The organism is Klebsiella sp. MPUS7, from assembly GCF_009905335.1.
In the GTDB taxonomy this organism is placed as follows: domain Bacteria; phylum Pseudomonadota; class Gammaproteobacteria; order Enterobacterales; family Enterobacteriaceae; genus Klebsiella; species Klebsiella grimontii.
On record NZ_CP047604.1, the window covers coordinates 885,231 to 907,701 of the forward strand.

At 55.3% G+C, this 22,471-nt stretch carries 22 protein-coding genes and 1 pseudogene; 9 read left to right on the forward strand and 14 right to left on the reverse strand.

The window, feature by feature from the left end; all coding sequences use genetic code 11:
- Positions 1–16 precede the first annotated feature (16 nt).
- The 11 genes and pseudogenes from GUC22_RS04260 to GUC22_RS04310 form a co-directional block, all read right to left on the reverse strand.
- Positions 17–1,453, reverse strand: coding sequence for an EAL domain-containing protein (locus tag GUC22_RS04260; RefSeq protein ID WP_004134527.1), 1,437 nt, complete (start codon positions 1,451–1,453; stop codon positions 17–19).
- A gap of 28 nt (positions 1,454–1,481) precedes the next feature.
- Complete coding sequence (locus GUC22_RS04265; RefSeq protein ID WP_049131320.1) at positions 1,482–2,408, reverse strand: fimbrial protein; 927 nt, start codon at positions 2,406–2,408, stop codon at positions 1,482–1,484.
- Positions 2,409–2,458: 50 nt separating this feature from the next.
- Complete coding sequence (locus GUC22_RS04270) at positions 2,459–2,959, reverse strand: fimbrial protein (protein ID WP_049131318.1); 501 nt, start codon at positions 2,957–2,959, stop codon at positions 2,459–2,461.
- 12 nt (positions 2,960–2,971) lie between these two features.
- Complete coding sequence (locus GUC22_RS04275) at positions 2,972–3,502, reverse strand: fimbrial protein (RefSeq protein WP_004134532.1); 531 nt, start codon at positions 3,500–3,502, stop codon at positions 2,972–2,974.
- A gap of 10 nt (positions 3,503–3,512) precedes the next feature.
- Complete coding sequence (locus tag GUC22_RS04280; protein ID WP_154060586.1) at positions 3,513–6,149, reverse strand: fimbrial biogenesis usher protein; 2,637 nt, start codon at positions 6,147–6,149, stop codon at positions 3,513–3,515.
- 73 nt (positions 6,150–6,222) lie between these two features.
- Positions 6,223–6,948 carry a fimbria/pilus periplasmic chaperone gene (locus GUC22_RS04285; RefSeq protein ID WP_049087098.1) on the reverse strand — a complete coding sequence of 242 codons (726 nt, stop codon included), beginning with the start codon at positions 6,946–6,948 and terminating at the stop codon, positions 6,223–6,225.
- Positions 6,949–6,983: 35 nt separating this feature from the next.
- Entirely contained in the window at positions 6,984–7,523 is a 540-nt protein-coding gene (locus tag GUC22_RS04290) for a fimbrial protein (RefSeq protein ID WP_141528281.1), read from the reverse strand.
- A 72-nt stretch (positions 7,524–7,595) separates the two neighbouring features.
- The gene (fimA, locus tag GUC22_RS04295; protein ID WP_049131372.1) at positions 7,596–8,141 is read right to left on the reverse strand and encodes a type 1 fimbrial major subunit FimA; all 546 of its coding nucleotides are present in this window, start codon (positions 8,139–8,141) and stop codon (positions 7,596–7,598) included.
- Between the two features lie 464 nt (positions 8,142–8,605).
- Complete coding sequence (locus tag GUC22_RS04300) at positions 8,606–9,232, reverse strand: tyrosine-type DNA invertase (RefSeq protein ID WP_154952596.1); 627 nt, start codon at positions 9,230–9,232, stop codon at positions 8,606–8,608.
- A gap of 442 nt (positions 9,233–9,674) precedes the next feature.
- A complete protein-coding gene (locus GUC22_RS04305) occupies positions 9,675–10,280 on the reverse strand; it encodes a tyrosine-type DNA invertase (RefSeq protein WP_004134544.1) in 606 nt (201 codons plus the stop codon).
- A gap of 534 nt (positions 10,281–10,814) precedes the next feature.
- Positions 10,815–11,427: pseudogene (locus tag GUC22_RS04310) on the reverse strand (LysE family translocator).
- Between the two features lie 149 nt (positions 11,428–11,576).
- Here GUC22_RS04310 and GUC22_RS04315 point away from each other — a divergent pair.
- Positions 11,577–12,038: an Lrp/AsnC family transcriptional regulator gene (locus tag GUC22_RS04315; RefSeq protein ID WP_004134548.1), complete on the forward strand. Its 462-nt coding sequence runs from the start codon at positions 11,577–11,579 to the stop codon at positions 12,036–12,038.
- Positions 12,039–12,121: 83 nt separating this feature from the next.
- Here GUC22_RS04315 and GUC22_RS04320 read toward each other — a convergent pair whose 3' ends face one another.
- Positions 12,122–12,628, reverse strand: coding sequence for a MarR family winged helix-turn-helix transcriptional regulator (locus tag GUC22_RS04320; protein WP_024358574.1), 507 nt, complete (start codon positions 12,626–12,628; stop codon positions 12,122–12,124).
- A gap of 80 nt (positions 12,629–12,708) precedes the next feature.
- Here GUC22_RS04320 and GUC22_RS04325 point away from each other — a divergent pair, with 80 nt between their 5' ends.
- A complete protein-coding gene (locus tag GUC22_RS04325; RefSeq protein WP_160183353.1) occupies positions 12,709–13,599 on the forward strand; it encodes an EamA family transporter in 891 nt (296 codons plus the stop codon).
- A gap of 387 nt (positions 13,600–13,986) precedes the next feature.
- On the opposite strand, the gene GUC22_RS04330 is transcribed toward GUC22_RS04325, so the two are convergent.
- Positions 13,987–14,196 carry a YdgH/BhsA/McbA-like domain containing protein gene (locus GUC22_RS04330; RefSeq protein WP_014226701.1) on the reverse strand — a complete coding sequence of 70 codons (210 nt, stop codon included), beginning with the start codon at positions 14,194–14,196 and terminating at the stop codon, positions 13,987–13,989.
- A 382-nt stretch (positions 14,197–14,578) separates the two neighbouring features.
- On the opposite strand from GUC22_RS04330, the gene GUC22_RS04335 reads away from it, so the two are divergent.
- The 7 genes from GUC22_RS04335 to GUC22_RS04365 all read left to right on the forward strand — a co-directional run bounded on the left by GUC22_RS04335 (position 14,579) and on the right by GUC22_RS04365 (position 21,634).
- A complete protein-coding gene (locus GUC22_RS04335) occupies positions 14,579–14,896 on the forward strand; it encodes an antibiotic biosynthesis monooxygenase family protein (protein ID WP_024358573.1) in 318 nt (105 codons plus the stop codon).
- 39 nt (positions 14,897–14,935) lie between these two features.
- Complete coding sequence (locus GUC22_RS04340) at positions 14,936–15,658, forward strand: ArsR/SmtB family transcription factor (protein ID WP_160183354.1); 723 nt, start codon at positions 14,936–14,938, stop codon at positions 15,656–15,658.
- Between the two features lie 394 nt (positions 15,659–16,052).
- On the forward strand, positions 16,053–16,658 hold the full coding sequence (gene mrkA, locus GUC22_RS04345; RefSeq protein WP_004124717.1) for a type 3 fimbria major subunit MrkA: 606 nt from the start codon (positions 16,053–16,055) through the stop codon (positions 16,656–16,658).
- Between the two features lie 125 nt (positions 16,659–16,783).
- Positions 16,784–17,485 carry a molecular chaperone gene (locus GUC22_RS04350; protein WP_004135011.1) on the forward strand — a complete coding sequence of 234 codons (702 nt, stop codon included), beginning with the start codon at positions 16,784–16,786 and terminating at the stop codon, positions 17,483–17,485.
- Positions 17,486–17,496: 11 nt separating this feature from the next.
- The gene (locus GUC22_RS04355) at positions 17,497–19,983 is read left to right on the forward strand and encodes a fimbria/pilus outer membrane usher protein (protein ID WP_004135013.1); all 2,487 of its coding nucleotides are present in this window, start codon (positions 17,497–17,499) and stop codon (positions 19,981–19,983) included.
- Positions 19,974–20,969, forward strand: coding sequence for a fimbrial protein (locus GUC22_RS04360; protein ID WP_024358571.1), 996 nt, complete (start codon positions 19,974–19,976; stop codon positions 20,967–20,969). The genes GUC22_RS04355 and GUC22_RS04360 overlap by 10 nt, the downstream gene beginning before the upstream one ends.
- 14 nt (positions 20,970–20,983) lie before the next feature.
- Entirely contained in the window at positions 20,984–21,634 is a 651-nt protein-coding gene (locus tag GUC22_RS04365; RefSeq protein WP_131930499.1) for a fimbrial protein, read from the forward strand.
- A 57-nt stretch (positions 21,635–21,691) separates the two neighbouring features.
- Here the strand turns inward: GUC22_RS04365 and GUC22_RS04370 are convergent, their stop codons facing one another.
- Positions 21,692–22,408 (reverse strand): EAL domain-containing protein, encoded by a 717-nt coding sequence (locus tag GUC22_RS04370; RefSeq protein ID WP_004135019.1) that lies wholly within the window; start codon positions 22,406–22,408, stop codon positions 21,692–21,694.
- Between the last annotated feature and the right edge of the window lie 63 nt (positions 22,409–22,471).

The following is a 22,471-nucleotide window of genomic DNA, read 5'->3' on the forward strand; positions in this document are numbered from 1 at the left end:
GTATTCTGGCGATTTTTCATCCGTCGATAAGGCTCAGATTGCGACCGGATAAAAGCTGGTGGATAAGGTCACTGACGTTTTCCCGCTCCACCGGCGGCGAGATGAGATAACCCTGAAAACGATCGATTCCCAGCGCTTTCAGTCGGTTGAATTTATCCAGGCTGTCCACGCCTTCGGCAACACAGCGGCTACCGGTTAGCTGGCAGTAGTAAAGCAGGCTTTTGATCAGAGCCAGGGCGTGAGGATCGCGCTGCATATCGTTGACGATGCTCATATCCAGCTTATAGGCGCTGAAGCTGACCGATCTCACCGGAAACATGACGCTACTTTGTGAAAAGCAGTCATCGAGCATAATGGCAAAGCCCTGCTTGCGTAGCCGGGAAATATTGTCGGCAATTTTACTCTGCAGGTTGAGGTCCAGGGTTTCAGCAAATTCCAGTACCAGCCTCGAGGACAGATGGGGCTCGCGCAGCTGCTGGCGCGCGGTCTCCAGCATGCGGATCAGGTTGTCATTGCTGGCGATAGCGGCGGGAATATTGACTGAGAAATAAAACTCACCTGGATGTAAATTGATATTCTCCACGGCCTCGCGAAGCACAAAGGCCGTCAACACCAGCCAGGCGTACGCGGAACGTATCTGCGGTAAAAACTCGCCGGGAAGCAGAACCTGTCCTTTTTGCCGCCAGCGAGAGAGGATCTCTAACCCTTTTAGCCGCATCCGATCGTCAGTGATGGGCTGGAAAACCGGGAAAATTTGCCGACAGTGAATCGCGTGGACAAATTCGCGCTCAAAGGCGGAAAGCGCGGCATCCGGCTGGCTCTTCTGCCCTTTTGTCTGGCTCCCGGGGAAACGGGTTGCCAGCTGAGGATAATGTTCCACCATTTTTTTCAGTCCTGCGGTTCGCTGGTTATAAAGCGTTTTGTGACTAATGCCGCGGCGCTTTGCCTGGGCGTTGACGCTGTATCCGCTGAGTAGACCGAGAATGGCATTGAGCTCCGGCCGGGTGAGCCCGCCAGGGCGCTTTCCGCCGAGGCGTATCTCTTCGTCGGCAAGCTGCTTAAGCGAAGGATATCTTTGCAGAATGTAGTCCTGGAGCACTGCGGTCAGGCTGGGGACGGGCAGGTCCGAGGCGGCGGATCGCACTTCAGAAAGTAAATGGTGATCGATGACCTGATGCAGCAGCGTATGCCACAGCCAACTGGCCGGGCTGCGGCTAAGGATCAGCATCGGCAGCGGCGTTGCCGAATGTTCGAGAAACGCAGCGGCTTGCTGTAGGGTGGCGAGCAGCCTGGCCGGGGTTTCCGGCAGAAAAACGATGATGCGGCGAATGTCCGCGTCGCCGGGAAGCGTCGTCGCATCCGACGGCAGCACAACGGGCTGCATGCTGTTGGCCATCATCACTTTGACTAATCCATCGGCGACCAGCGAGCAGGGTGAAAGAATATAGTCCATTCCCGTTCTATCACGCGCCGCTGGCGCGTTACTGGTAAACAAAGGTCACCCCAATAATGGATTGCACGTTGCCCGCGGTGACCTGGCCGCTGGTACGCGCATAGGTTGCGGTGAGTCCCAGGTTGACCGCGGAGGTGCCCACGGTTCCCATGGAGACGGTACTGTTTGAACGCAGGATGGTGCCATTGCGCAGTAGCTGAACGCCAATGCCCTGAGCCGGTGAGGCGGAGGAGGTATTGGTGAAAACGGTGTTGGCGCTATCCGCCGTGGTGCCGGAGAGGTAAAAACCTATCTTTTGATTTTGCCCGCAGCGTACCGTGAGCGGAACAGCGGTCGAACCCGGGTACTCAGGCAGCGTTACCGTGACGTTGCGAGCGGAAACATCGCAGCCGCCCGTCGGGATGATCACGCTATTGTTGGCATAGATGTTCCAGGTAAATTTTGAGGTACGAACGTTACCGCCGCCGTTGATATCGGAGCCCACCTGATACATCACCAGCGTAGCGATATGCGAGCCGGCGCTTATCGCCAGTCCGGAGGCGGTGGATATTGGCGTCAGGTAGAGCTGGGTATTCCAACTCGTGTAGTTACCGGAAGTAAAGTTGTGGCTGGCAGTTGGGGAATTTAGCGGGAAACTGTAGCTAACCCCGTAATATTTTAAAGAGCCCGTGAAGTTGGTAAGCAGGCCGCTATAGGCCGATCCCTGTAGCATGCTTACCATGTCGTTGCGCCTGTCCGGTGCGTCATTTTTACAATAAATCGAACTGGATAAGTCGACGACCAGGTTCTGCCCGGCCCCGAGGCTTGGCTGCAGGTTAACGTAGACGTTGGATACTTTTCCGCCGGAATCGCTATTTAATATGGTGCCGGTGGAGTCGTAGCAGGTATAAGCTCTGACGCTGGTGGAAAAGCCCGCTAACACAATCGCTAGCCACAGCGCCTTGACCAGCGCCATACGACATCTAAGGGGGGCGGTAATCCGCTGATTCATAACGTTCTCCTGCCTTATAGCCAGGTGTAGGTGACGTTAATCACCGCCTGGATTGTTCCTTGCGTTGGCCCGCCGTTAACCGTCAGCGCCCTGACGCGCAATGGAAAGCGGGTGGATTGCGTGGCATCGTTGACGGCCACCGTTTTGCTTGTGCCGTTGTTAAACCGGGCTCCGCTGGTGTCCTGCAACTCCAGCTGGAGGTTGCCCGCCGTTCCCTGATTTTTGTAGTAGCCCGTGCTGTCCGCCGTTCCGCTGAAGGTGGCGGTGACCCGCGAGGTGCCGACCGGACAGTTGCTGAGATCGAGGGTGACGTCATGCCAGCCTGATGCCGAGCCGGGTGAAAGCATATTAAAGGTGTATAAATCACCGAGGTCGACGGTGGCCTTCGGGGTGGCGATGGTGCAGGGTTTGGCCACCACTTTGCCGTTAACGGTAATGGTCACATCGGCGGCTTGGGGGGCGCTGGCGAAAGTCATGATTACCGCCAGCAGCCAGGGTGCATGAGTCCATTTCATTTCAGCCTCCGGTTACTGAAATTCAAGCGTGAAGGTTGCGGTGGCATTAACGTGTCCTGCCGTAATCGGGACGCGCGCGGCCATCAGCCGGGCGTAAAAGTTCAGGGTGTTGGTCTGCCCGGGTTTCAGCGTGGTCCACGCGATGTTTGACGAGGGGGCGTTGAGCAGCAGGGGGGCCCGGCTGCCGTTAAGGATCTGCACGCCGATGCCGGACGCTGCCGATACGCCGCTGTCCAGCTTAAGCAGGCTGGTGTTGTCGCTATCCGCTATGCCGGTAAAGCCGACTTTAACCGCGGTGACGGAGCCGCCGCAGGGCGACAGCACGATGCGAAACGGCACCAGCGGCGTGGTCGTGCCGACGGCATTAAACTGTTTGGCGGCGTTATTCATCAGATCGACGGTAAAATCTTTTGACTCACCTGCGACGGCGCAGGTGTTATCCCTGACATATCCGCTAATCGTGATGGTGCTATCGGCGGCAGGAGTGCTGAAGGAGACCAGAGAGAGTATGGCGCCCAGCAGATACAGGTTTTTTCTCATCATCATGGTTTCCTTAGCGGCACGCTGCCGACAGCTGGCTTAACGCCTGGTTCTGGCTTTCCGGCGGCAGACGGTAGTCGGCTTCACAGCTGGCATCGGGCCCGTCTCCCCACTTCGCGCGCACCTTGCCCGCCATCGGCATTCCGCTCAGATAGACCTGACCGTTATCGGCGACGATGCTGCTATTCTGGCTATCGACAGCGGCGGCTATGGCGCCAAAAGGAACCGGTTTACCGTTGTGGGTCAGCGTCATCAGCAGTTTCATGCCGACGCTGGCCTTAAATTCAGCGCGCGCAATCGCCCCGTGGGTGGGCACAATACTGACCACCGCATCATCAAGGTCGACGTTGTTGGCCAGCGTATTGGTGTTCAGCGCCACCCGGTTTTCCCGGTATTCGGTGGCGTAGGGCAGAACGGCGTAGCCGCGCCAGTCGGTCCGTACCCCGGTCTGGTTTTCTACCTTCACGCCATCCGCTCCGGGGGCTTTGATCAGCACCACCGTGTCGTTCATCGGCTGGCTCAGGGTGATGCCATCAGCGTGGGCCAGCACGCCGCCGCTCAGGCCGTAGTAGAGCTGTTTGATACCGTCGCTGCGGCTGTAGCCGACGTTGGCGTTACCGTAGCCGCCGCGGTAATTCAGCGCCGCGTATCCGGTGCCGCCGCTGTTGCCATCGCCGCCGCCGGCGTAGCCGGTCTGTACGCTGTAGCTCAGGTTGTTGTCCTCCAGCAGCGTGCCGTACAGCCCCGCCAGGCTGGTGGTCCTGCCGTTCAGATCGTTGGACATGCTGTAGCTGGCGTTTCCGTTTCTCCAGGCGGAGGTGCTGTCGGAGCGCATCCAGTGGCTGAACGGGATACTGATGTTGAGCGCCAGCATCTGGTCACGACCCTGCTGCCAGGCGTTTTTGGTCAGGCTGTAGCTCAGGGTCCAGTTGATATCGTCGACGGCGGCGTTAAGCCCGGCCTGGAGCTGCTGGTCGGCGCTGTTGGTTCCCCAGTAGGTCTGGTGGCTGCCGCTCAGGTAAAGCGTGGCGGTACGCCCCAACTGCTGGGTAACGCTGAGCTGTACTTTGCCGCGCTTGTTGTACGCGAGGTTGTAGTAATCGGTGAACTTCGGCTTCATCTGCATCACACCGTCCTGGGTCTCGACGTTGTAGCCGCTCATCCGGCTGTAGGTGGTGTCGGCGAAGCTGAAATAGCCGCGCGTCGAGTAGCGGTAGCCCACCAGTTGAATATTGGTGCCGGTATCCGTCAGCGACTTGTTATAGAGGAAACGTACCGACTGCCCCTGACGCTCGCTGTCATCGGGCAGGGTGGCGTTGGCCTGGGTGATATCCAGCGACAGCGCCCCCAATTGGCCCAGATTTTTGCCGACGCCGAGGTTAAAGGCGCGGTAGCGGTCTGCCAGCTGGGTGCCGCCGTACAGCGTCCAGCCCCCCGGGAGACCACGCATTACGGTGCTTTGGAAGAACTTTGGTTTGTCCTGCCGATCGTTACCGCTGCGGTACTCCCCGGCGGTAACGGCATACCGGGTATGGCCCTCGCGCTGGAGCACCGGAACGGACGAGTAAGGGACGGTGAAGACCTGGCTGCTGCCGTCGGCCTCTTTGATGGTCACCTGCAGATCGCCGCCATTGCCGGCGGAGTAGAGATCGTTGATGGTGAACGGGCCGGGCGGCACCGTGCTCTGGTAAATCTCATAGCCGTTCTGCTTCACCGATACCTGAGCGGTGCCGCGGGCAATGCCGTGGATCACCGGGGCAAACCCCTTCTGGCTGTCCGGCAGCATATTGTCGTCGGAGGCAAGCTGCGCGCCGCGGAAGTTGATGCCGTCGAAGACGTCGCCGTTGGTGTAGCTGTCGCCGAGGGTCAGGCGCGAGCGCAGCAGCGTAATATCACGTTCAAGCCAGGTATTGATGTGCTGCCACTTGTTTTCACTGGTCGACGAGCTGCCGCCGCTGCTGTAGCTCCAGGTGGTGTTGTCGCGCAGGCGCCAGGCGCCAAGGTTCAGCCCGCTCTGCAGGTTCAGGTACGCGTAATTGCTGCTGCCGCCAACGTCGTTGTGCACGTTGTTGCCGGTGAAGTTGTAGTTCAGCAGGCCGGCGTTAATCCCGTGGTCCCAGAGCTCGGGCGGAATATAGCCGCGGGCGCGGTTGCCCATAAACGCCTGGGGTACGGTCAGATACAGCCGCTGCAAGCCGACATCGAAGCGGGTAGTGGCGTCCTTGATGGTTTTGGTTAACGGTACGCAGGCATCGGATGCCAGAGCGCCGATCCCTTCAATGGATAACGTGTTGACGCCCATGCTGGCCAGCTGTCCGCGCGTCAGGCAGGGGACCAGCGAGCGATCGTTTTCTCCGCTATTAAAAGTGACATCGCGGGTGGTCATAAACCCGTCATTGAGGTAAATATCGACGCGATAGGTTCCCGGAGGGACCTCCTGGCCGCTGGCGAATCCTGATAAATCCGCCACGGCGGCAGGGTCATCCGCTAAAAAACGCGGATTAAAATAGAGCTCCGCCTGCACAGAAAAGATCGGTGCGGCAAGTAACAGAGCCAGCGTGATTTGAGCGAAAGCGCGCGTATTCCCCGGCCCGTGGCTGCTTTTACGCTCGGAGTCCAGGTCGTCGAGTCCATATTTCAGATGTGACATAGTCCCTCCGGTCCAAAGTCGCCCGGCTGTCAGTTCTTATTTTTATTTCCGGGAGGACGTGGCCTCCCGTCAGTTATTGCGTGGCGCCCTGTATCCGCGGGGTCAGCGCGCCGTAGTCGTTAATCGTCCGGTATGTAATTTCGCGACCGGCATCGGCGGGCAATTTAACGCTGGCTTCACCCATCGGCGGAACCAGCGCATTTTCCAGCACTCGGGTACCGGCGTTGAGTTCGGTGACCGTCAGGTAGTAGGGGGTGGGATTGATCAGCGTAAGCGTGCCTGCGCCGCGGCGAAACCTCAGCTTTTCCGCAGCCTGATCCGGCGGCAGCGCCAGCTTTGCCGGGCGGTAATAGAGCTTGATGCGGCTGATGATCGCCAGCTGTAGGGTGTTGTCGCTGAGCTTTGATTTGTCCATCGACGGGATCGCCTTGACGTTCATCCAGAACAGCGTTTCCCGATCCTGCGGCAGCTGGTTGTTGGTGGCATCAATGATGCGCAGGGTGTTCTCTTTTTTCCCCTGCATGGCGAACAGCGGCGGGGTGATGACAAAGCGGCCATCCTTCGCGCCGTCGGCATTCTCCACCCATGACTGGATTAAATAAGTGCTCTTTCCGTCGTTGTTGGTGACCGCCAGCTGAACCTGCTTTTGTCCGGCAGGATAGATGACGCGGGTCGCCCCCAGCGCCACGCCAGCCTCGGCGCGAGCGGTAAATCCCATGGTGGCTATCATCAGCGCCCCCGCCAGTAAACCGCGCGTTATCGCCCGTGTTGTTCTCACGTTTACCCCTTTTATCGTCACCGTCTTTTCCTGTTTTCGGTTCGTCTGCTGATTCATTACTGGTAGGTCAGGGAGAACCAGGCCTGAGCGTTGGCTGCGCCTCCGGTGACCTGATGCCCTGTTGCCCGGTATTTCGCCACGAAGTGCAGCGTGGTTGGCCCGGTATACAATTTTGTCCACGCGGCGGGAGGGCTATTTAGTGGGATCAGATGGTCATCTTTATCAAACAGAGCAACGCCCACGCCGGTTGCGATTCCTGGTCCTTCACCGACCGAGAGCACGTCCGGGTTTTTACCATCGGCGATGCCGTGAAACGCCACGCCAACGCGCTCGCTGACTGCGGTGCTGCACTCCTGCAGGTGGATATCGAAGGGAACCGGATTCGTATCTTCCCCGGCTGAATGAAGCCGATTACTGCCGATCTGTCCCATATTGACCGTCATCTGCTGGTCGCCAGCTTCAACGCGGCAGGACTCGGCAATGATGATGCCCTGAAAGCGCATATTTCCGCCGGGCAGCGTGACGTTCCATTGATTACCGGCCAGCGCCAGCGATGGGAGCAAAAATATCAACAGACCTGACTTCATCCTTTGCATCGTTATCACCCGAGTTCCGTTATGGATAACGGGCCTTCCTGGCCCGATATGCTTCCCTGCCTGATGAATGAATTACTGGTATTGCACTTTGAAGGTCGCGTCAGCGTTAGCGGTACCGGCAGTGGCTGCAGCGGTCGCATAGTAGCGCGCCTGGAACGGGATGACGTTGGTGCCATCGTTCAGGGTGGAAGCTGCGCTGAAGGTCGCGCCATCCAGCACCAGCGGCGTACCGGTACGGTCCAAAATCTGCACGCCGACGTTATTCGCGCTGCCTGCCGCGGAGCTTTGCAGCGCCAGTACGGTGGTGTTGGTGCTGTCAATTGCGGTACCGGTGAAAGCGACGGCGGCCTTGGTGGCCACGGTGGTATCACAATCGTTCAGCTGAATATTGAAACCGACAGCCGTACTGGTGCTGCCTGGAGTAGCGAGTTTTGCCGAACGAACCTGGCCCATTGGAACGGTCTGATCGATTGAACCCGCGTCAATGGCGCAGGCTGCGTTGACGACTTCCCCTTTAAAATGCACCGTGCCGCCATTAACCGTGGTGTCGGCCAGCGCCGCCGCGGAGCTCAGAGACAGGGCTGACAGAACAACGATTGCCAGTGTTTTGATCTTCATGTTGTTTTCCTTTGTACAATATCGGGATTACGAACCGATCTGGCCGTCATCATGACCTCCAGGAATTTCATGTATCAGCCGAAGTTTTCGGCTGCGGTTCTGCATGTTTTTCACCCAAACAATGAGACATTTGGGGCCATTTTGACTCATTGGTGAATTTGACTTAAATTTTGATATTGAGGTTACTTATTTAGAGTTTTAAGCTTATTTTTTAAATTTTATCGATATAATAAGTTGAAATAATAAGGCATAAACGAGCCATGGATGGCTATCGGCAACGCATCGTCAGAAAGGATGGCCAGCGAAGAGAAGAGAGATTCTGAAAAAGAATTAAAATAAAAAGTCATTATTAATCAATGTGATATTGATTTTCATGCTCTATTTGATACATTCGGTGGTTGCAAAAGGTTACTGAATATTTTTATGATGCACACAGTTTGGCCCCAATTGACCTGTTCGGTAAGTTATTTTCCCTTATTTATCAATTTCTTATTTTCAACTTTCTGATTTTGTAAATTCAACTCCATCAGGTTATGGCGTTCCCAGAGTCCGGCAAATCGCGCGGCGTTGCTGGCCGTATAGCGTACGGTATGGCGAATGTTTCGATGGCCGAGGTAGTCCTGGATAAGGCGGGTATCCGCTCCTCTCTCCGCCAGCTCGTAACCGCAGGCATGGCGCAGCATATGCGGGTGAGTATGCGTTGCCGTCCCTGCGTCTATGCCGGCGGTTCGGATAATTCGGTAGGCTTGCTGACGGGAAAGCGGGGTACCGCGTCGCGATATAAACAGCGCATCGGTTTTTTGCGCGCCTTTCCAGGCGGCGCGTAACTGGCTCCAGCACCTGATGGCGTCACATTCATCGATCATCAGGGGATGTACGGTGGAGAATCCATTCTTCAGCCGTCGAATATTGATGCGGCCTTCGACCAGATCGAGGTCGCGATAGTGCAGATCGAGTAATTCACTAATCCGCATACCATGACGAAAAGCGAGCAGGATAAGACAGTAATCCCTCTCTCCCGTTGGCCCATGACGGGCTGCCTGCATCATCGCCTGTACTTCTTTACCGGTAAGAAAACGACGTCGGTTCACAATAAATAACTCCTGATATGATCTTGAAAATTAACACGACCCAGCTGACCGCTGGGGGCGCTCACAAATAATCCGTAAGGTTAATCACGTATTATATGAAGGGGATTATCATAGTTGAATAATGACATTATATAGCGGCTGCGGCGCAGAATATTGTCAGATAGTAAATCTTATTCTTATAGATTTTATTGATAGCCACAACATCGGCGTCGTGGTTCTCTTTCAGGTGTATAAAAATGAAAGGAAAAAATATGGTTGCGAGTATTTTAAACGGATGAGTGTTGATGCATTTATATCCAGGGTTATGCGTGGGGTGTTAATAAGATAAATCATCACTGAACTGTGAACTTGCCGGAACAATAATCATAAACAGCGTATGGTTATCTTTTTAATGTTTGCCGCTGCCAGTTGGTTATTTTGACGCCATCCTTGGCATCGAGTGCTACGGCAGAACAGGGCTCCGCTGTCTGTCTCTGCTTTCGTCCCAGATACCATAGAAACGGCCAGCGTTGCTGGCGGTATACCATACGGTATGGCGGATGTTGCGGTGACCCAGGTAGTCCTGGATAAGACGAGTATCAATGCCCATATTGGCCAGGGCGAAGCCACATGAATGGCGGAGCATATGCGGGTGAATTTCGAGCGATAGCCCGGCATTATCGCCAGATGCGGAAATAATCTGATAAAACTGCTGGCGAGACAGAGGATTACCTTTTCGCGAAAGAAATAGCCATTCACTGTCGGATTGCGGGTATGCGGCGCGGACCTGTAGCCAGTTTTTTAATGCACGGATTTCTTTATTCAACAAAGGATGCGTTGTCGAAAATCCATTTTTGAGGCGGTGAATATAGATGCATTTAGAACTGAGGTCGATATCGGAAATTTGCAGGCGGCATATTTCACTGGCGCGTAATCCGTGAATAAAACACAATAATGTCAAACAATAATTACGCGTGGCATGTGCGCCACTGTTGGCCGCTTTGAGTAATGACTCAATTTCGTTGTGAGTCAGGAAGTTCCTTTTTTTTAAAATAGCATTGCTTTTCATTGAGTTCCCTTTATTATGCAGTCGGCTAACGCATTTTTTGGCCGTTATCAGGTAATGATTAAGCTCGTCTGCATGTGCATTATTTATTGCTGCTGCGGGCAATATTTAAGCGATGTGACTTCTTTTGGATAGGCAGTTTTTATATTTATATTTTTGTTTGGCGTTACTCTTTGGGATAGGGCCCATATCCTGCTCATTGTTTTCTCCTTAAGTGGGTATACAGCAGTATATAACTTCTAATATTGTTAACCATACTGCAAAAACCTTCTTATGAATAGGGGAAACAGGAAGCACAAGAATTCTGGCGGATGGTAAGAGTTATTTTATTTAAAGTGAGATAAACCTTAGCTGCTGCTAAGAGGATTATATCGGAAGGGCGCATAATCAAAAATGAGGCTGATAAGGATCCCGGAGTCGCGTGTGGGCTAATTTAAAGTGAGGTTATGGCTGATGAAAAAATAGCCGTGAAGCGGGGCGTTTTTTTAATAACGCAGTGGCGAGAGCAGACCGGCCGCTCACGCCTTATACTTCCCCCTACCTCAACTGCTCCACGAACAGCAGGGCGGCTACGGCGACCATCATCACGCCGGAAGCCATACTGACCTTTCGTGCGATTTGAGGCCGGGTCGCCAACAGCGCTCTGGCGCCGTAGCCGACCAGTAAATAGACCAGCGTGCAGGTCACCAGATGTATACCGCCCAGCGCCGACATCTGCTGGGCCAGAGACCAGCTCCCCTGGGGGTCGGTAAACTGCCGGCAGCAGGGCCAGAAACAGAAGAAAGACTTTTGGGTTCAGACCGCTAATGCATAGCCCCTTAATCGCCCAGCGATTCCAGCTATCCGCGCTGTATTGCTGGCTGCCTGGCGTTGGCGGATGGCGCAAAACAGCGATCCCCAGCCACATCAGATAGCCTGCGCCCAGCAGGGTAATCGTCGACAGCGCCAGCGGGTGGCCGGCGATTAACACGCCGATTCCGGCGACGACGATCAGCGTGGCCAGCAGGTGGCCAGACATGAGTCCCGCGACGGCGGGTATCACGCGGCGTCCGTTGATTCCCGCGCTGATGGTATAGGCCCAGTCAGCGCCCGGCGTGATGATCAGCAGAAAGGAGACCAGCCAAAAGCTGGCGATAAAGCTCATTTCCATGGTCAGCGCACCTCTGCGTGGTAACGGCAGTTTCTCATCATTTTCCCTCGTTAAGCGGCGGTTGTTTGAGGGAAAGAATATCGAGTTTATTGCGCAATGAGCTTTCAATGTTATGCTCTTAAGCGGTCTTCTGAGGGAAAATATTCCAAATGGATAGCATCGATCGAAAAATTCTTGCTGAGCTCCAGGCCGACGGGCGACTGTCGATAACCGAGCTGGCCGAGCGGGTGAATCTCAGCCTTTCGCCCTGTCATCGACGGCTGCGGACGCTGGAGCAGGAAGGCGTCATTACCGGCTACCGGGCCAATCTGGATCCGGCCAAAATGGGCTTCAACTTCCTGGCGATTGTCTTCGCGACGTTAAAAGAAGGCGATAAGAAAGCGGTGAGCGCGTTTGAGGACGCGGTAGAAGAGATCCCGCAGATCGTGCTGGCGCAGCGCCTGTTTGGCGATCCGGACTACCTGATGCACGTGGTGACGCGCGATCTCCCGGCGTTCCAGAAACTGTATGATGACAAGCTCTCGGCGATGCCGGGCGTGCAGCACCTGCGCTCTACGCTGGTGATGAAGACGGTTGTGCAGGATCGCCCATTTCCGCTCGGTAAGGGGTGAGCGTAACACGGAGGACAGATGCAGCATCGCCTCCGGGAAAATAATGGCAACAATGTCAGCGACTTATTCCAGGCCGGCGTGGGTTAACCCTTTTCCAGCAGGCGCATAAAAACCGTCAGCGCTTCATCCAGCTGCTGGCGCTGCGTTGCGGAAAGCCCGCTCAGCAGCTGCCGCTCATTCTCCACGTGGCTTTCCACCGCCTTATCGATAAGCTCTCGTCCCGCTGGCGTTAGCGCCACCAGCATACTGCGGGCATCTTCCGGGTTCGGCTGGCGGCTTATCAAGCCCCGTTTTTCCAGCGCCTTCAGACGATGGGTCATGGTGCCGGAGGTGATCATTAACGTTGAAAAGAGCTGGGTTGGCGACAGCATGAACGGATCGCCCGCCCGGCGTAACGTCGCCAGCATATCAAACTCCCAGCGCACCAGATCGTGGCGCACAAAGGCCGCTTCGATGCGCGGCTCCAGCAGCATCGTGCAGCGTTTCAGGCGGCCGATCGGCCCCATCGGGCTGCAATCGAGATCGGGGCGCTCCCGTTTCCACTGTTCAAGAATGCGATCCACGGCGTCGGTCTGCGGTGATTTGTCCATTAATGCTCACTTGTCTTGATATCAAGATAATTGTCGGTACATACTTAGGCCACAATTTACCTTGATGTGAAGATAAAATCATGGCCTTTGTTTCACGTAATTTGATCGTTGATTTACTGCTGACCGCGCTGGCGCCCGTCATCTGGGGCAGCACCTATATTGTGACCTCGCAGTTTCTGCCGCCCGATCGGCCGTTTATCGCCGCGCTGCTGCGGGTTCTGCCGGCCGGGATCGCTCTGCTGATCTGGAGCCGCCGTCTCCCGCTGCGCGCCGAGTGGTGGAAGCTGATCGTCACCGGGATCCTCAATATCGGCGCGTTTCAGGCGCTGCTGTTTATTGCCGCCTATCGGCTGCCGGGCGGTCTGGCGGCGGTGATTGGCGCCATTCAGCCGCTGCTGGTGATGCTGCTGGCCTGGTGCGTCGATCGTCAGCGATCGCCCTGGCTGGCGGTGCTCTCGGCATTGATGGGGATCGCAGGGATGGCGATGCTGCTGCTGTCACCGCAAACCACCCTTGAACCGCTGGGGATTACCGCCGCATTTCTGGGGGCGATGAGTATGGCGCTGGGAACCTGGCTATCGCGCCGCTGGGCGATCGCTTTGCCGGTCGTCGCGCTAACCGGCTGGCAGCTGCTGATTGGCGGTATCGTACTGGCGCCGATGGCGTTTTTGGTCGATCCGACGCTGCACCATGTGACGCTGACTCAGGCGGCGGGCTATCTCTGGCTGTGCGTTGCCGGGGCGATGCTGGCATACGGCCTGTGGTTTCGCGGCATCGGCCGCCTTTCCCCGGTGGCGGTGTCGGCGATGAGCCTGCTGAGTCCGGTGACGGCGGTGCTATTAGGCTGGATCTTCCTTGGACAAAAAATTGAGGGAATGGCGCTGGTAGGGTTGGTGATTGTGCTGCTCAGCGTGCTGTCGATTCAGCGTGCGTTATCGAATAAGAGAGCCGTAGTGGACCGCAGACGGTAATGAACCTGTAGCCCGGGCAAGGCGCGTCAAGCGCCGCCCCCGGGTTCAAAGCGCAGAGCCGCTGAATTTCCCGGAGGCGATGCTGCGCATCTGGCCGGGCTACCGGATCGCAGACGGTAATGAACCTGTAGCCCGGGCAAGGCGCGTCAAGCGCCGCCCCCGGGTTCAAAGCGCAGAGCCGCTGAATTTCCCGCAGGCGATGCTGCGCATCTGTTCGGGCTACCGGACGGCGGCGAACTCGCCGCCCGGGCTGTGGGTTCACTGTTCGCCAGCAACAAAAAAAGCCCCATTAAGGGGCTCGACATTGCTGCGTGCTTATTATGTGGCGGGAGCCAGACCAGCCGCCGTCAGGCGACCTGTCCGGCAGCTCCCTCTGCAACCATTCGGTTATTTAGACAGCTCGGCGGTCATATGAACCTGATTACCGGTATACGCTTCGGTAATGTGGTATGACTGGCCCTGATCTTTAGCAATGGCGGCGATTTTGGCTTCGGCGTTGTCCAGAGTGTCTGCGGTTACGCTAACAGGCTGAGCGAAGCTAGCGAAAGAGACCAGAGACAGCATACCGGCAGCGGCAAGTAATTTTACGTTTTTCATGGTGTTTATCCTTTTAACTTTTATGGTGAAAAGCGTGTTTGCTTTCGATGGACTTATAATAAGGCTGCTAACTATAACGTGCGTTGCAAAAAGTGCGATTAAGATCACATTTTTATGACAACACGATGACGGGTGACTAAATTTTTGTTTTTTATTTTCAATAAAAACAAATGGATGAGTTAGCATGAACGTGTTTTTCGTCACGGAAAATAATCTGACCAGAAACGCAATTTTCCTGCTTCGGCTCATTAATCATTGTTTTTGTGAATGCAATGGGCGCTTTTTGAGCAAATAGGGCGGCTATATTTCGCCCGTCAACGAAGCATTGGGCTCGGGTAAAAAGCTACTGTGACTCTCACACTGATTGCGTGAGGACGACGAAATGATTGCAGTACTCTTTGAAGCCGAGGTCACTCCGGCGAGCCAGGAGCGTTACCTGGCGCTGGCGGCAGAGCTGAAGCCGCTGCTGAGCAACATTGACGGCTTTATCGCCATTGAGCGTTTTCAAAGTCTGAGCACGGCGGGGAAAATTCTGTCGCTCTCCTGGTGGCGGGATGAGGACGCGGTGCTGGCATGGAAACGCAACCTTTGCCATCAGGCTGCGCAGAAAGAGGGGCGGGAGAGTATTTTCGCCTGTTATCACATTCGGGTGGCTCAGATGCTGCGCGAATACCGTTCTTCCCATTCCGATCCCCTGTAATATGGCTACGGTTTGCGGGGGGAAAATAAGCGAGGCGCTATGTTAAAACCTGTTGAGCTGATTGAAGACGACGAGTCGCTGGCCGAGGCGATGGCGACAGTGGCGTCGGCGATGGCCGATGCCTCGCGGCTAAAGATCCTTTGCGCCTTAATGGATGGCCGGGCGTGGACGGCCACCGAGCTTTCCGCCGTGGCGGATATTTCCCCCTCGACCGCCAGCGCGCATCTTAGCCGCCTGGTCAACAGCGATTTATTGATTTGCCTGGCCCAGGGCCGCCATCGCTACTACCGTCTGGCCGGTAGCGACGTCGCCGGTTTGCTGGAGAATATGATGACCATGGCCGGCAAGCGCGCGGTGACGCTCTCAACCAGCACGCCGGTGAATTTGCGCGTTGCGCGCACCTGTTACGATCATCTGGCCGGAGAAGTGGCGGTATCGCTATATGATTTTATGCTGCGCGAAGCGTGGATAGCGCCTGACGGTACGGCCCTGACGCCCGCCGGAGAAACGCATTTTGCCCGCCTGGGGGTGACGGTGAAGCGCACCTCGCGGCGTAAAGCGTGCTGCGGCTGTCTGGACTGGAGCGAACGCCGCTTTCACCTTGGCGGGGCGGCTGGGGCGGCGCTGCTGCAGCACGGTCTGCAGAAAGGCTGGTTTACCACCACCGCGGGATTTCGCGAAGTGACGATTACGCCGGCAGGGTGGCGCGCGTTGCATCTGCATTTTCAACTGACGGAAAGATCGTCGCGGATGATTAATTAAGCGTGTTCTCTATGGGGAGAAATAGCCTTTTATGGCAAGATAGGTTGCTGTTTTGTTAATTCCATATCGCCTTTCCCCGTTCAATGTAAATAACAATGCCTTTGTTTCTTGCTATCAATCCCCCGCAATTAATAGTTGTGAGCTATCTGTTACATTGATTAACAGCTCGTGAACATATGTATATTTGTCAGCGAAAAATAGCATTCTTTGACGCCGACAGCCTCGACGAATTCTTTCATTGAATTCGTTCCTGACGCCTTAAATATTGCGGCTTCCGGTCAGTCGAAGTTTCTATTAACAGTTGCACAAGTGAGCATCGCAAATCGCTTCTGACTTTTGTGCGAATTAACTGTTTGCTCATTGATACTTAATTCACTCTGACAAGGAAATGGCAATGAAAAAGGTTCTTCTCTCTGCTGCAATGGCGACTGCGTTTTTTGGTATGGCTGCAAATGCTGCTGATACCAATGTAGGCGGCGGTCAGGTTAATTTCTTCGGTAAAGTTACCGACGTATCTTGTACTGTTTCCGTAAACGGCCAGGGCAGCGATGCGAACGTATACCTGTCTCCGGTTACTTTAACTGAAGTTAAAGCCGCCGCGGCGGATACCTATCTGAAACCGAAATCTTTCACCATCGATGTTTCTGACTGCCAGGCTGCTGATGGTACTAAACAGGATGATGTGAGCAAACTGGGCGTGAACTGGACCGGCGGTAACCTGCTGGCTGGCGCAACCGCTAAACAGCAGGGCTACCTGGCTAACACTGAAGCCGCTGGCGCGAAGAATATCCAGCTGGTTCTGTCTACCGACAACGCGACCGCGCTGACCAAAAAAATCATCCCGGGCGACAGCACTCAGCCTAAAGCGGTCGGCGACGCATCTGCCGTTCAGGATGGCGCGCGCTTCACTTACTACGTCGGCTACGCGACCAGCACCCCGACGACTGTTACCACCGGTGTGGTTAACAGCTATGCGACTTACGAAATTACCTACCAGTAATATCGACTGAGAGATAAAGCCGCCTCGCGCCGGGGCGGTTTATACCCGTCATTCAAATTATTCAGGGTATACAACAATAATAAAGCGGCCACTGCTGCCGCTTATTTTTTTATTCTGAGGTCAGCATGAAGCGTATTGCCCTTTTTTTCTGTTTCATTTTTAGTTTTGCGGCCCACGCCAATAATATTATTGTCAACGGCACCCGCTTTATTTATCCAGGAAATGAAAAAGAAATAACGGTGCAGCTCTCTAACACCGCCGACCGTCCTGCGCTGGCGCAAGCCTGGCTGGACAACGGTAATGCCGACGCGACGCCGGATACCATTACCACGCCATTTATTATCACGCCGCCTATTTCCCGCGTAGATGCGAAAAGCGGTCAGACTCTGCGTATTAAACTCGGCAGCAGCGCGGGTCTCGCGAAAGATAAAGAGACGCTGTGGTGGCTGAACCTTCTGGAAATACCGCCGGTTGAGGCCAGCCAGAAAAACGAAGGGCAAAATATTCTGCAGCTGGCGATTCGTTCGCGCTTTAAGTTTATCTATCGTCCCAGCGGATTAGGCAATCGCGACGCCGCGGCAGAGAAATTAGCGCTCTCCGCTAACGGCAGCAGCCTGTCCGTCAGTAACCCGACGCCCTTTTATATCACCGTAAGCCGTATCTCCCGTAACGGCGGCAAAGCGCTCAACAGCAAAACGGTCATGTTTGCCCCACAGTCCAGCCAGACCATCGCCCTCTCTTCCGCAGTGAGCAAAGGCGAGATCCTGACCGTTAACAACATTAATGATTATGGCGCAGATGTCGCAGTGAAAGTTACCGTCAAATAAGGGAAACGATCATGAAGCAGAGGTCAATCTGCCCGGGAAGATTAAGCACGGCTATCGCGGTTGCGCTGTGCTGCTTTCCGCCATTTTCCAGCGGACAGGAAAACCCGGGAACGATCTATCAGTTTAACGATGGTTTTATCGTCGGCAGTCGCGAAAAGGTCGACCTGTCGCGTTTCTCGACCAGCGCGATTAGCGAAGGCGTCTACTCCCTTGATGTGTATACCAACGGCGAGTGGAAAGGGCGCTACGATCTGAAAATCACCGCCGGTAAAGATGGCAAAATGGGCATCTGCTACACCAAAGCGATGCTGATGCAATATGGGATCTCGCCGGAAAAGTTTAACCCGCAGCTCAGCGAAAAAGCGGGATTCTGCGGACGCCTGCAGGAGTGGCGCAACGAGGCCAACGTCAAAGACACGCTGATTCAGTCCTCCCTGAGACTGGATATTGCCGTACCGCAAATCTACGAAGATCAGCGCCTGAAAAACTTTGTCAGCCCGGAATTCTGGGATAAAGGCGTTGCGGCGCTGAATTTAGGCTGGATGGCCAACGCCTGGAACAGCCATATCTCCTCGGCCAACGGCTCCGATAACAGCAGCGCGTATCTTGGCGTTAACGCGGGCCTGTCGTGGGACGGCTGGCTGCTCAAGCATATCGGTAACCTGAACTGGCAGCAGCAGCAGGGGAAAGCGCACTGGAACAGCAACCAGACCTACCTGCAGCGGCCTATCCCGCAGATTAACTCGATAGTCAGCGGCGGGCAGATTTTTACCAACGGCGAATTCTTTGACACCATCGGCCTGCGCGGGATCAATCTGGCGACCGATGACAATATGTTCCCGGACGGCATGCGCTCCTACGCCCCTGAAATTCGCGGCGTGGCGCAAAGCAACGCCCTGGTGACGGTGCGCCAGGGCAGCAATATTATCTATCAGACCACGGTGCCGCCGGGGCCGTTTACCCTGCAGGATGTCTATCCTTCCGGCTACGGTAGCGACCTTGAAGTGTCGGTTAAAGAGGCCGATGGCTCGGTCGAGGTATTCAGCGTGCCTTACGCCTCGGTGGCGCAGCTGCTGCGTCCGGGGATGACCCGCTATGCGCTCTCTGCCGGTAAAGTCGACGATAGTTCGCTGCGTAATAAACCGATGCTCTACCAGGGAACCTGGCAGCACGGTATCAATAACCTGTTCACCGGCTATACCGGCGTCACCGGATTTGATGACTATCAGGCGTTCCTGCTGGGGACCGGGATGAATACCGGCATCGGCGCGCTGTCATTCGACGTCACCCATTCGCGGCTGAAGAGCGATACCCTCGACGAGCACGGCCAGAGCTATCGCGCCACCTTTAACCGCATGTTTACCGAAACCCAGACCAGCATCGTGCTGGCGGCGTATCGCTACTCCACCAAAGGCTACTACAACCTGAACGACGCTCTGTACGCCGTCGATCAGGAGAAGAACTACAGCAGCAACTACACCGTATGGCGGCAGAAAAACGGGATGACGTTTACCGTCAACCAGAACCTGCCGGACGGCTGGGGCGGCTTTTACCTGAGCGGTCGGGTAGCGGATTACTGGAACCGTTCGGGGACGGAAAAGCAGTATCAGTTTAGTTACAACAACATGTACGGTCGGCTCTCGTGGTCGGTCAGCGCCCAGCGCGTCTATACCCCGGATAGTTCCGGCCACCGCCGCGACGATCGCGTTTCTCTCAACTTTAGCTACCCGCTGTGGTTCGGTGAAAACCGCACCGCTAACCTGACGTCGAATACCTCGTTTAATAATTCGCGTTTCGCCAGTTCGCAGATTGGCGTCAACGGTTCGCTGGATAGCGAAAACAACCTCAACTACGGCGTGTCGACGACCACCTCCACCGGCGGCCAGCACGATGTGGCGCTGAACGGCAGCTACCGTACCCCATGGACGACGCTGAACGGCAGCTATAGCCAGGGTGAAGGCTATCGCCAGAGCGGCGTGGGCGCCAGCGGGACGCTGATCGCGCATCAGCACGGCGTCGTATTCTCGCCGGAAAGCGGCACCACCATGGCGCTGATCGAAGCGAAAGACGCCGCGGGCGCGATGCTGCCTGGTTCGCCGGGGACCCGTATCGATAGCAACGGCTACGCCATTCTGCCGTATCTGCGGCCTTACCGGATTAACGCCGTTGAGATTGACCCGAAAGGCAGCAACGACGATGTCGCCTTCGGCAGTACCGTGGCGCAGGTTGTGCCATGGGAAGGCAGCGTGGTCAAGGTCTCCTTCGATACTACGCTGCAGAACAACATCACTCTGCAGGCGCGCCAGGCAAACGGCCTGCCGCTACCGTTCGCCGCGACGATTTACAACCCGTCCGGGAAAGAGATCGGCGTGGTGGGGCAGGGCAGCATGATGTTTATCAGCGACGCCAGCGCGCCGAAGGCCACGGTTAAGTGGAGCGGCGGACAGTGCTCGGTGGAATTAAGTCAGGAAAAAACAAAGGAAACGCTATGTCGCTAATGAAAAAAATGACGCTTTTTATTGGCTTAATGGCGATGGGGACCACGTCGGCATGGGCGTACTGTACGCGCCTGTCGCAGCCGACGGTAAGCCTCGACATGGTAGTGGGCCGGGTGGTGGTTCCACCGGATCTGCCGGTAGGGTCGGTGATCGTTTCCCGCGACTGGACAATGTCGGCGCCGGGCGGGGCCAGCTATAGCTGTAGCAGCGGCACTAACCGCTTTGTGGCCAAAATCGTCGCCCCCGGGGCGACCGATCTGGGCAATAAAATTTATTCCACCAACGTGCCAGGTATCGGCCTGCGGTTTAGCCGTGGCGGGGCGACGGTCAATATCATCTATCCTGGCGCTTACTCGAGCTACGTTAGCAGGACCACGAATTATTCGCTGGAAGGCTCCCGCTTTACGCTGGAGGTGATTAAAACCGCGAGCGTGACCGGCAGCGGTACCCTGGCGGCAGGTAAGTACACCTCTTATGACTGGGAGAACGGCAATAACCCGATCCTCGAAACCCGCCTGAGCGCCAACGCCATCACCGTGGTATCGCCCTCATGTACCATCCTGAGCGGCAAAAATATGAACGTCGATGTCGGCACCATCAAGCGCAGCGATCTTAACGGCGTCGGCACCACCGCGGGCGGGAAGGATTTTAATATTGAGCTGCAGTGCAGCGGCGGGCTAAGCGAGTCGGGATACGCCAATATCCAGACCTCTTTCTCCGGTACGCTGGCGAGCGGCACTACGGTGAGCCGGGGCGCGCTACTGAACGAAAAAGCCGGCTCCTCGCTGGCGAAAGGGATTGGTATTCAGGTTCTGAAGGATGGCGTACCGCTGGAGTTCAATAAGAAATACAGCGCCGGGACGCTGCGCACGCAAGAAACGCGCTATATCACCCTGCCTCTGCACGCGCGCTTCTATCAATATGCGCCGACCACCAGTACCGGTGAGGTGGAGTCGCATATGATCTTTAACCTGACGTACGATTAATTCGGGAGGCGGGTATGCGTGATTCAGCACAATTGAAAAATAGCAAACGACTCATTCAACTGGCCCTGATAAGCGGGATGCTGATTGCCTCCTCGGCGTCGGCTTTTGAGACCAACTACGATCGGGGACGGGTGGATTTTGCCGGACGGGTTACCGATATCTCATGCAGCGTGGCCCTTAACGGCGGCAACAACGCCGGGAGCGGCAGCGTCTGGCTGGCGCCGGTCAGCCTGGCGGAAGTCCACGAACGGGGCGCCGGGGCATTTATGAAACCGCAGCCCTTCACGCTGGAGCTCTCGAACTGCCAGCTGCGACACGACGGCGGCGCGGCGGATAAAAACGCGATCCGCCTGGTTAACGTCCGCTGGGTTGACGGATTTACGGTCAATGCGGTCAGCAATGAAAATGCTGGTTATCTGAGGAATACGCGGGCGGACGGCGCCAGCCATATTTTCCTCGCGCTGTCGACTAATGACAATAATACGCTGGATAAAAGCAATAAAATTGTTCCCGCCGACCCCTTACAAAACCGGGTGCCGCTGGTAGAAAAAGCGGTGGATGGCGGCGTATTTACCTATTACATTGGCTACGTTACGCCAGCGCCGGAAAAAGCAACCAGCGGTCCGTTGACCAGCTGGGCGACCTGGGAACTTGTTTATAATTGAAGGGTTGATGGTCTTGCGCAAATGTTACAATAAATGCCGGAATCATCCGGCATTTATTTAAACGGTGAGACCTTCTTTAACCAGTTGTTCAATGCTGACTTCTTTCCAGTAGTGTCCCTGAATAGCAAACCACTCCATCCCCTGTAACCACGCCTTATGCGCTTCGCTTTCTACGCCTTCAATAATTACGTTATGGTGGTTGCGGGCAAGAAAGGTGACCAGCGCATCCATTAACGGTCGGCCGGAATCTTTTTGCATTAAAAGCCAGAAGAAGTCTTTATCGATTTTGACATAATCGAAATGATAGTCGCGAATGGCGCTAATACCGGCGTTGCCAGAACCGAAATCATCAAGCCAGAGCGTGGTGCTTTGCGGATTGCTCCAGGCGGCGAGTGCATTATTTAATAATTTATTGGAGTTCTCGGTAACTTCAAAATGGACGCAGCCGATATGGTTGACGAGCGCTTTAATCTCCGGGCGTAGCAATACGTTAAGTATATGGTCATCAACGTTGATAGTCGCCGAGATGCGATTTTGCTTAAACCACTGTTTATGTTTTTCAATGAGTGCCAGCTGTTCCATAAAAATGCTTTCACGTAATCCGGTATTGGCGTAGCGAAAGAAGTTTTCCGGCGATATGGACATGCGGTCAAAACGGCTCAGGCACTCCACGGCGACGAGCGTACCTTCTGGGGAAAACATTTTTTGAAAGACATAACGAACGGATATATCGCTACGTGATAAATTATGGTCGGAAAACAGAGTGGCGTTCATTATCTCTCGTCAAAAATATGGTCAGAGGTAAAGAGAGGAGGATATTATAGGTGACCTTTCTGC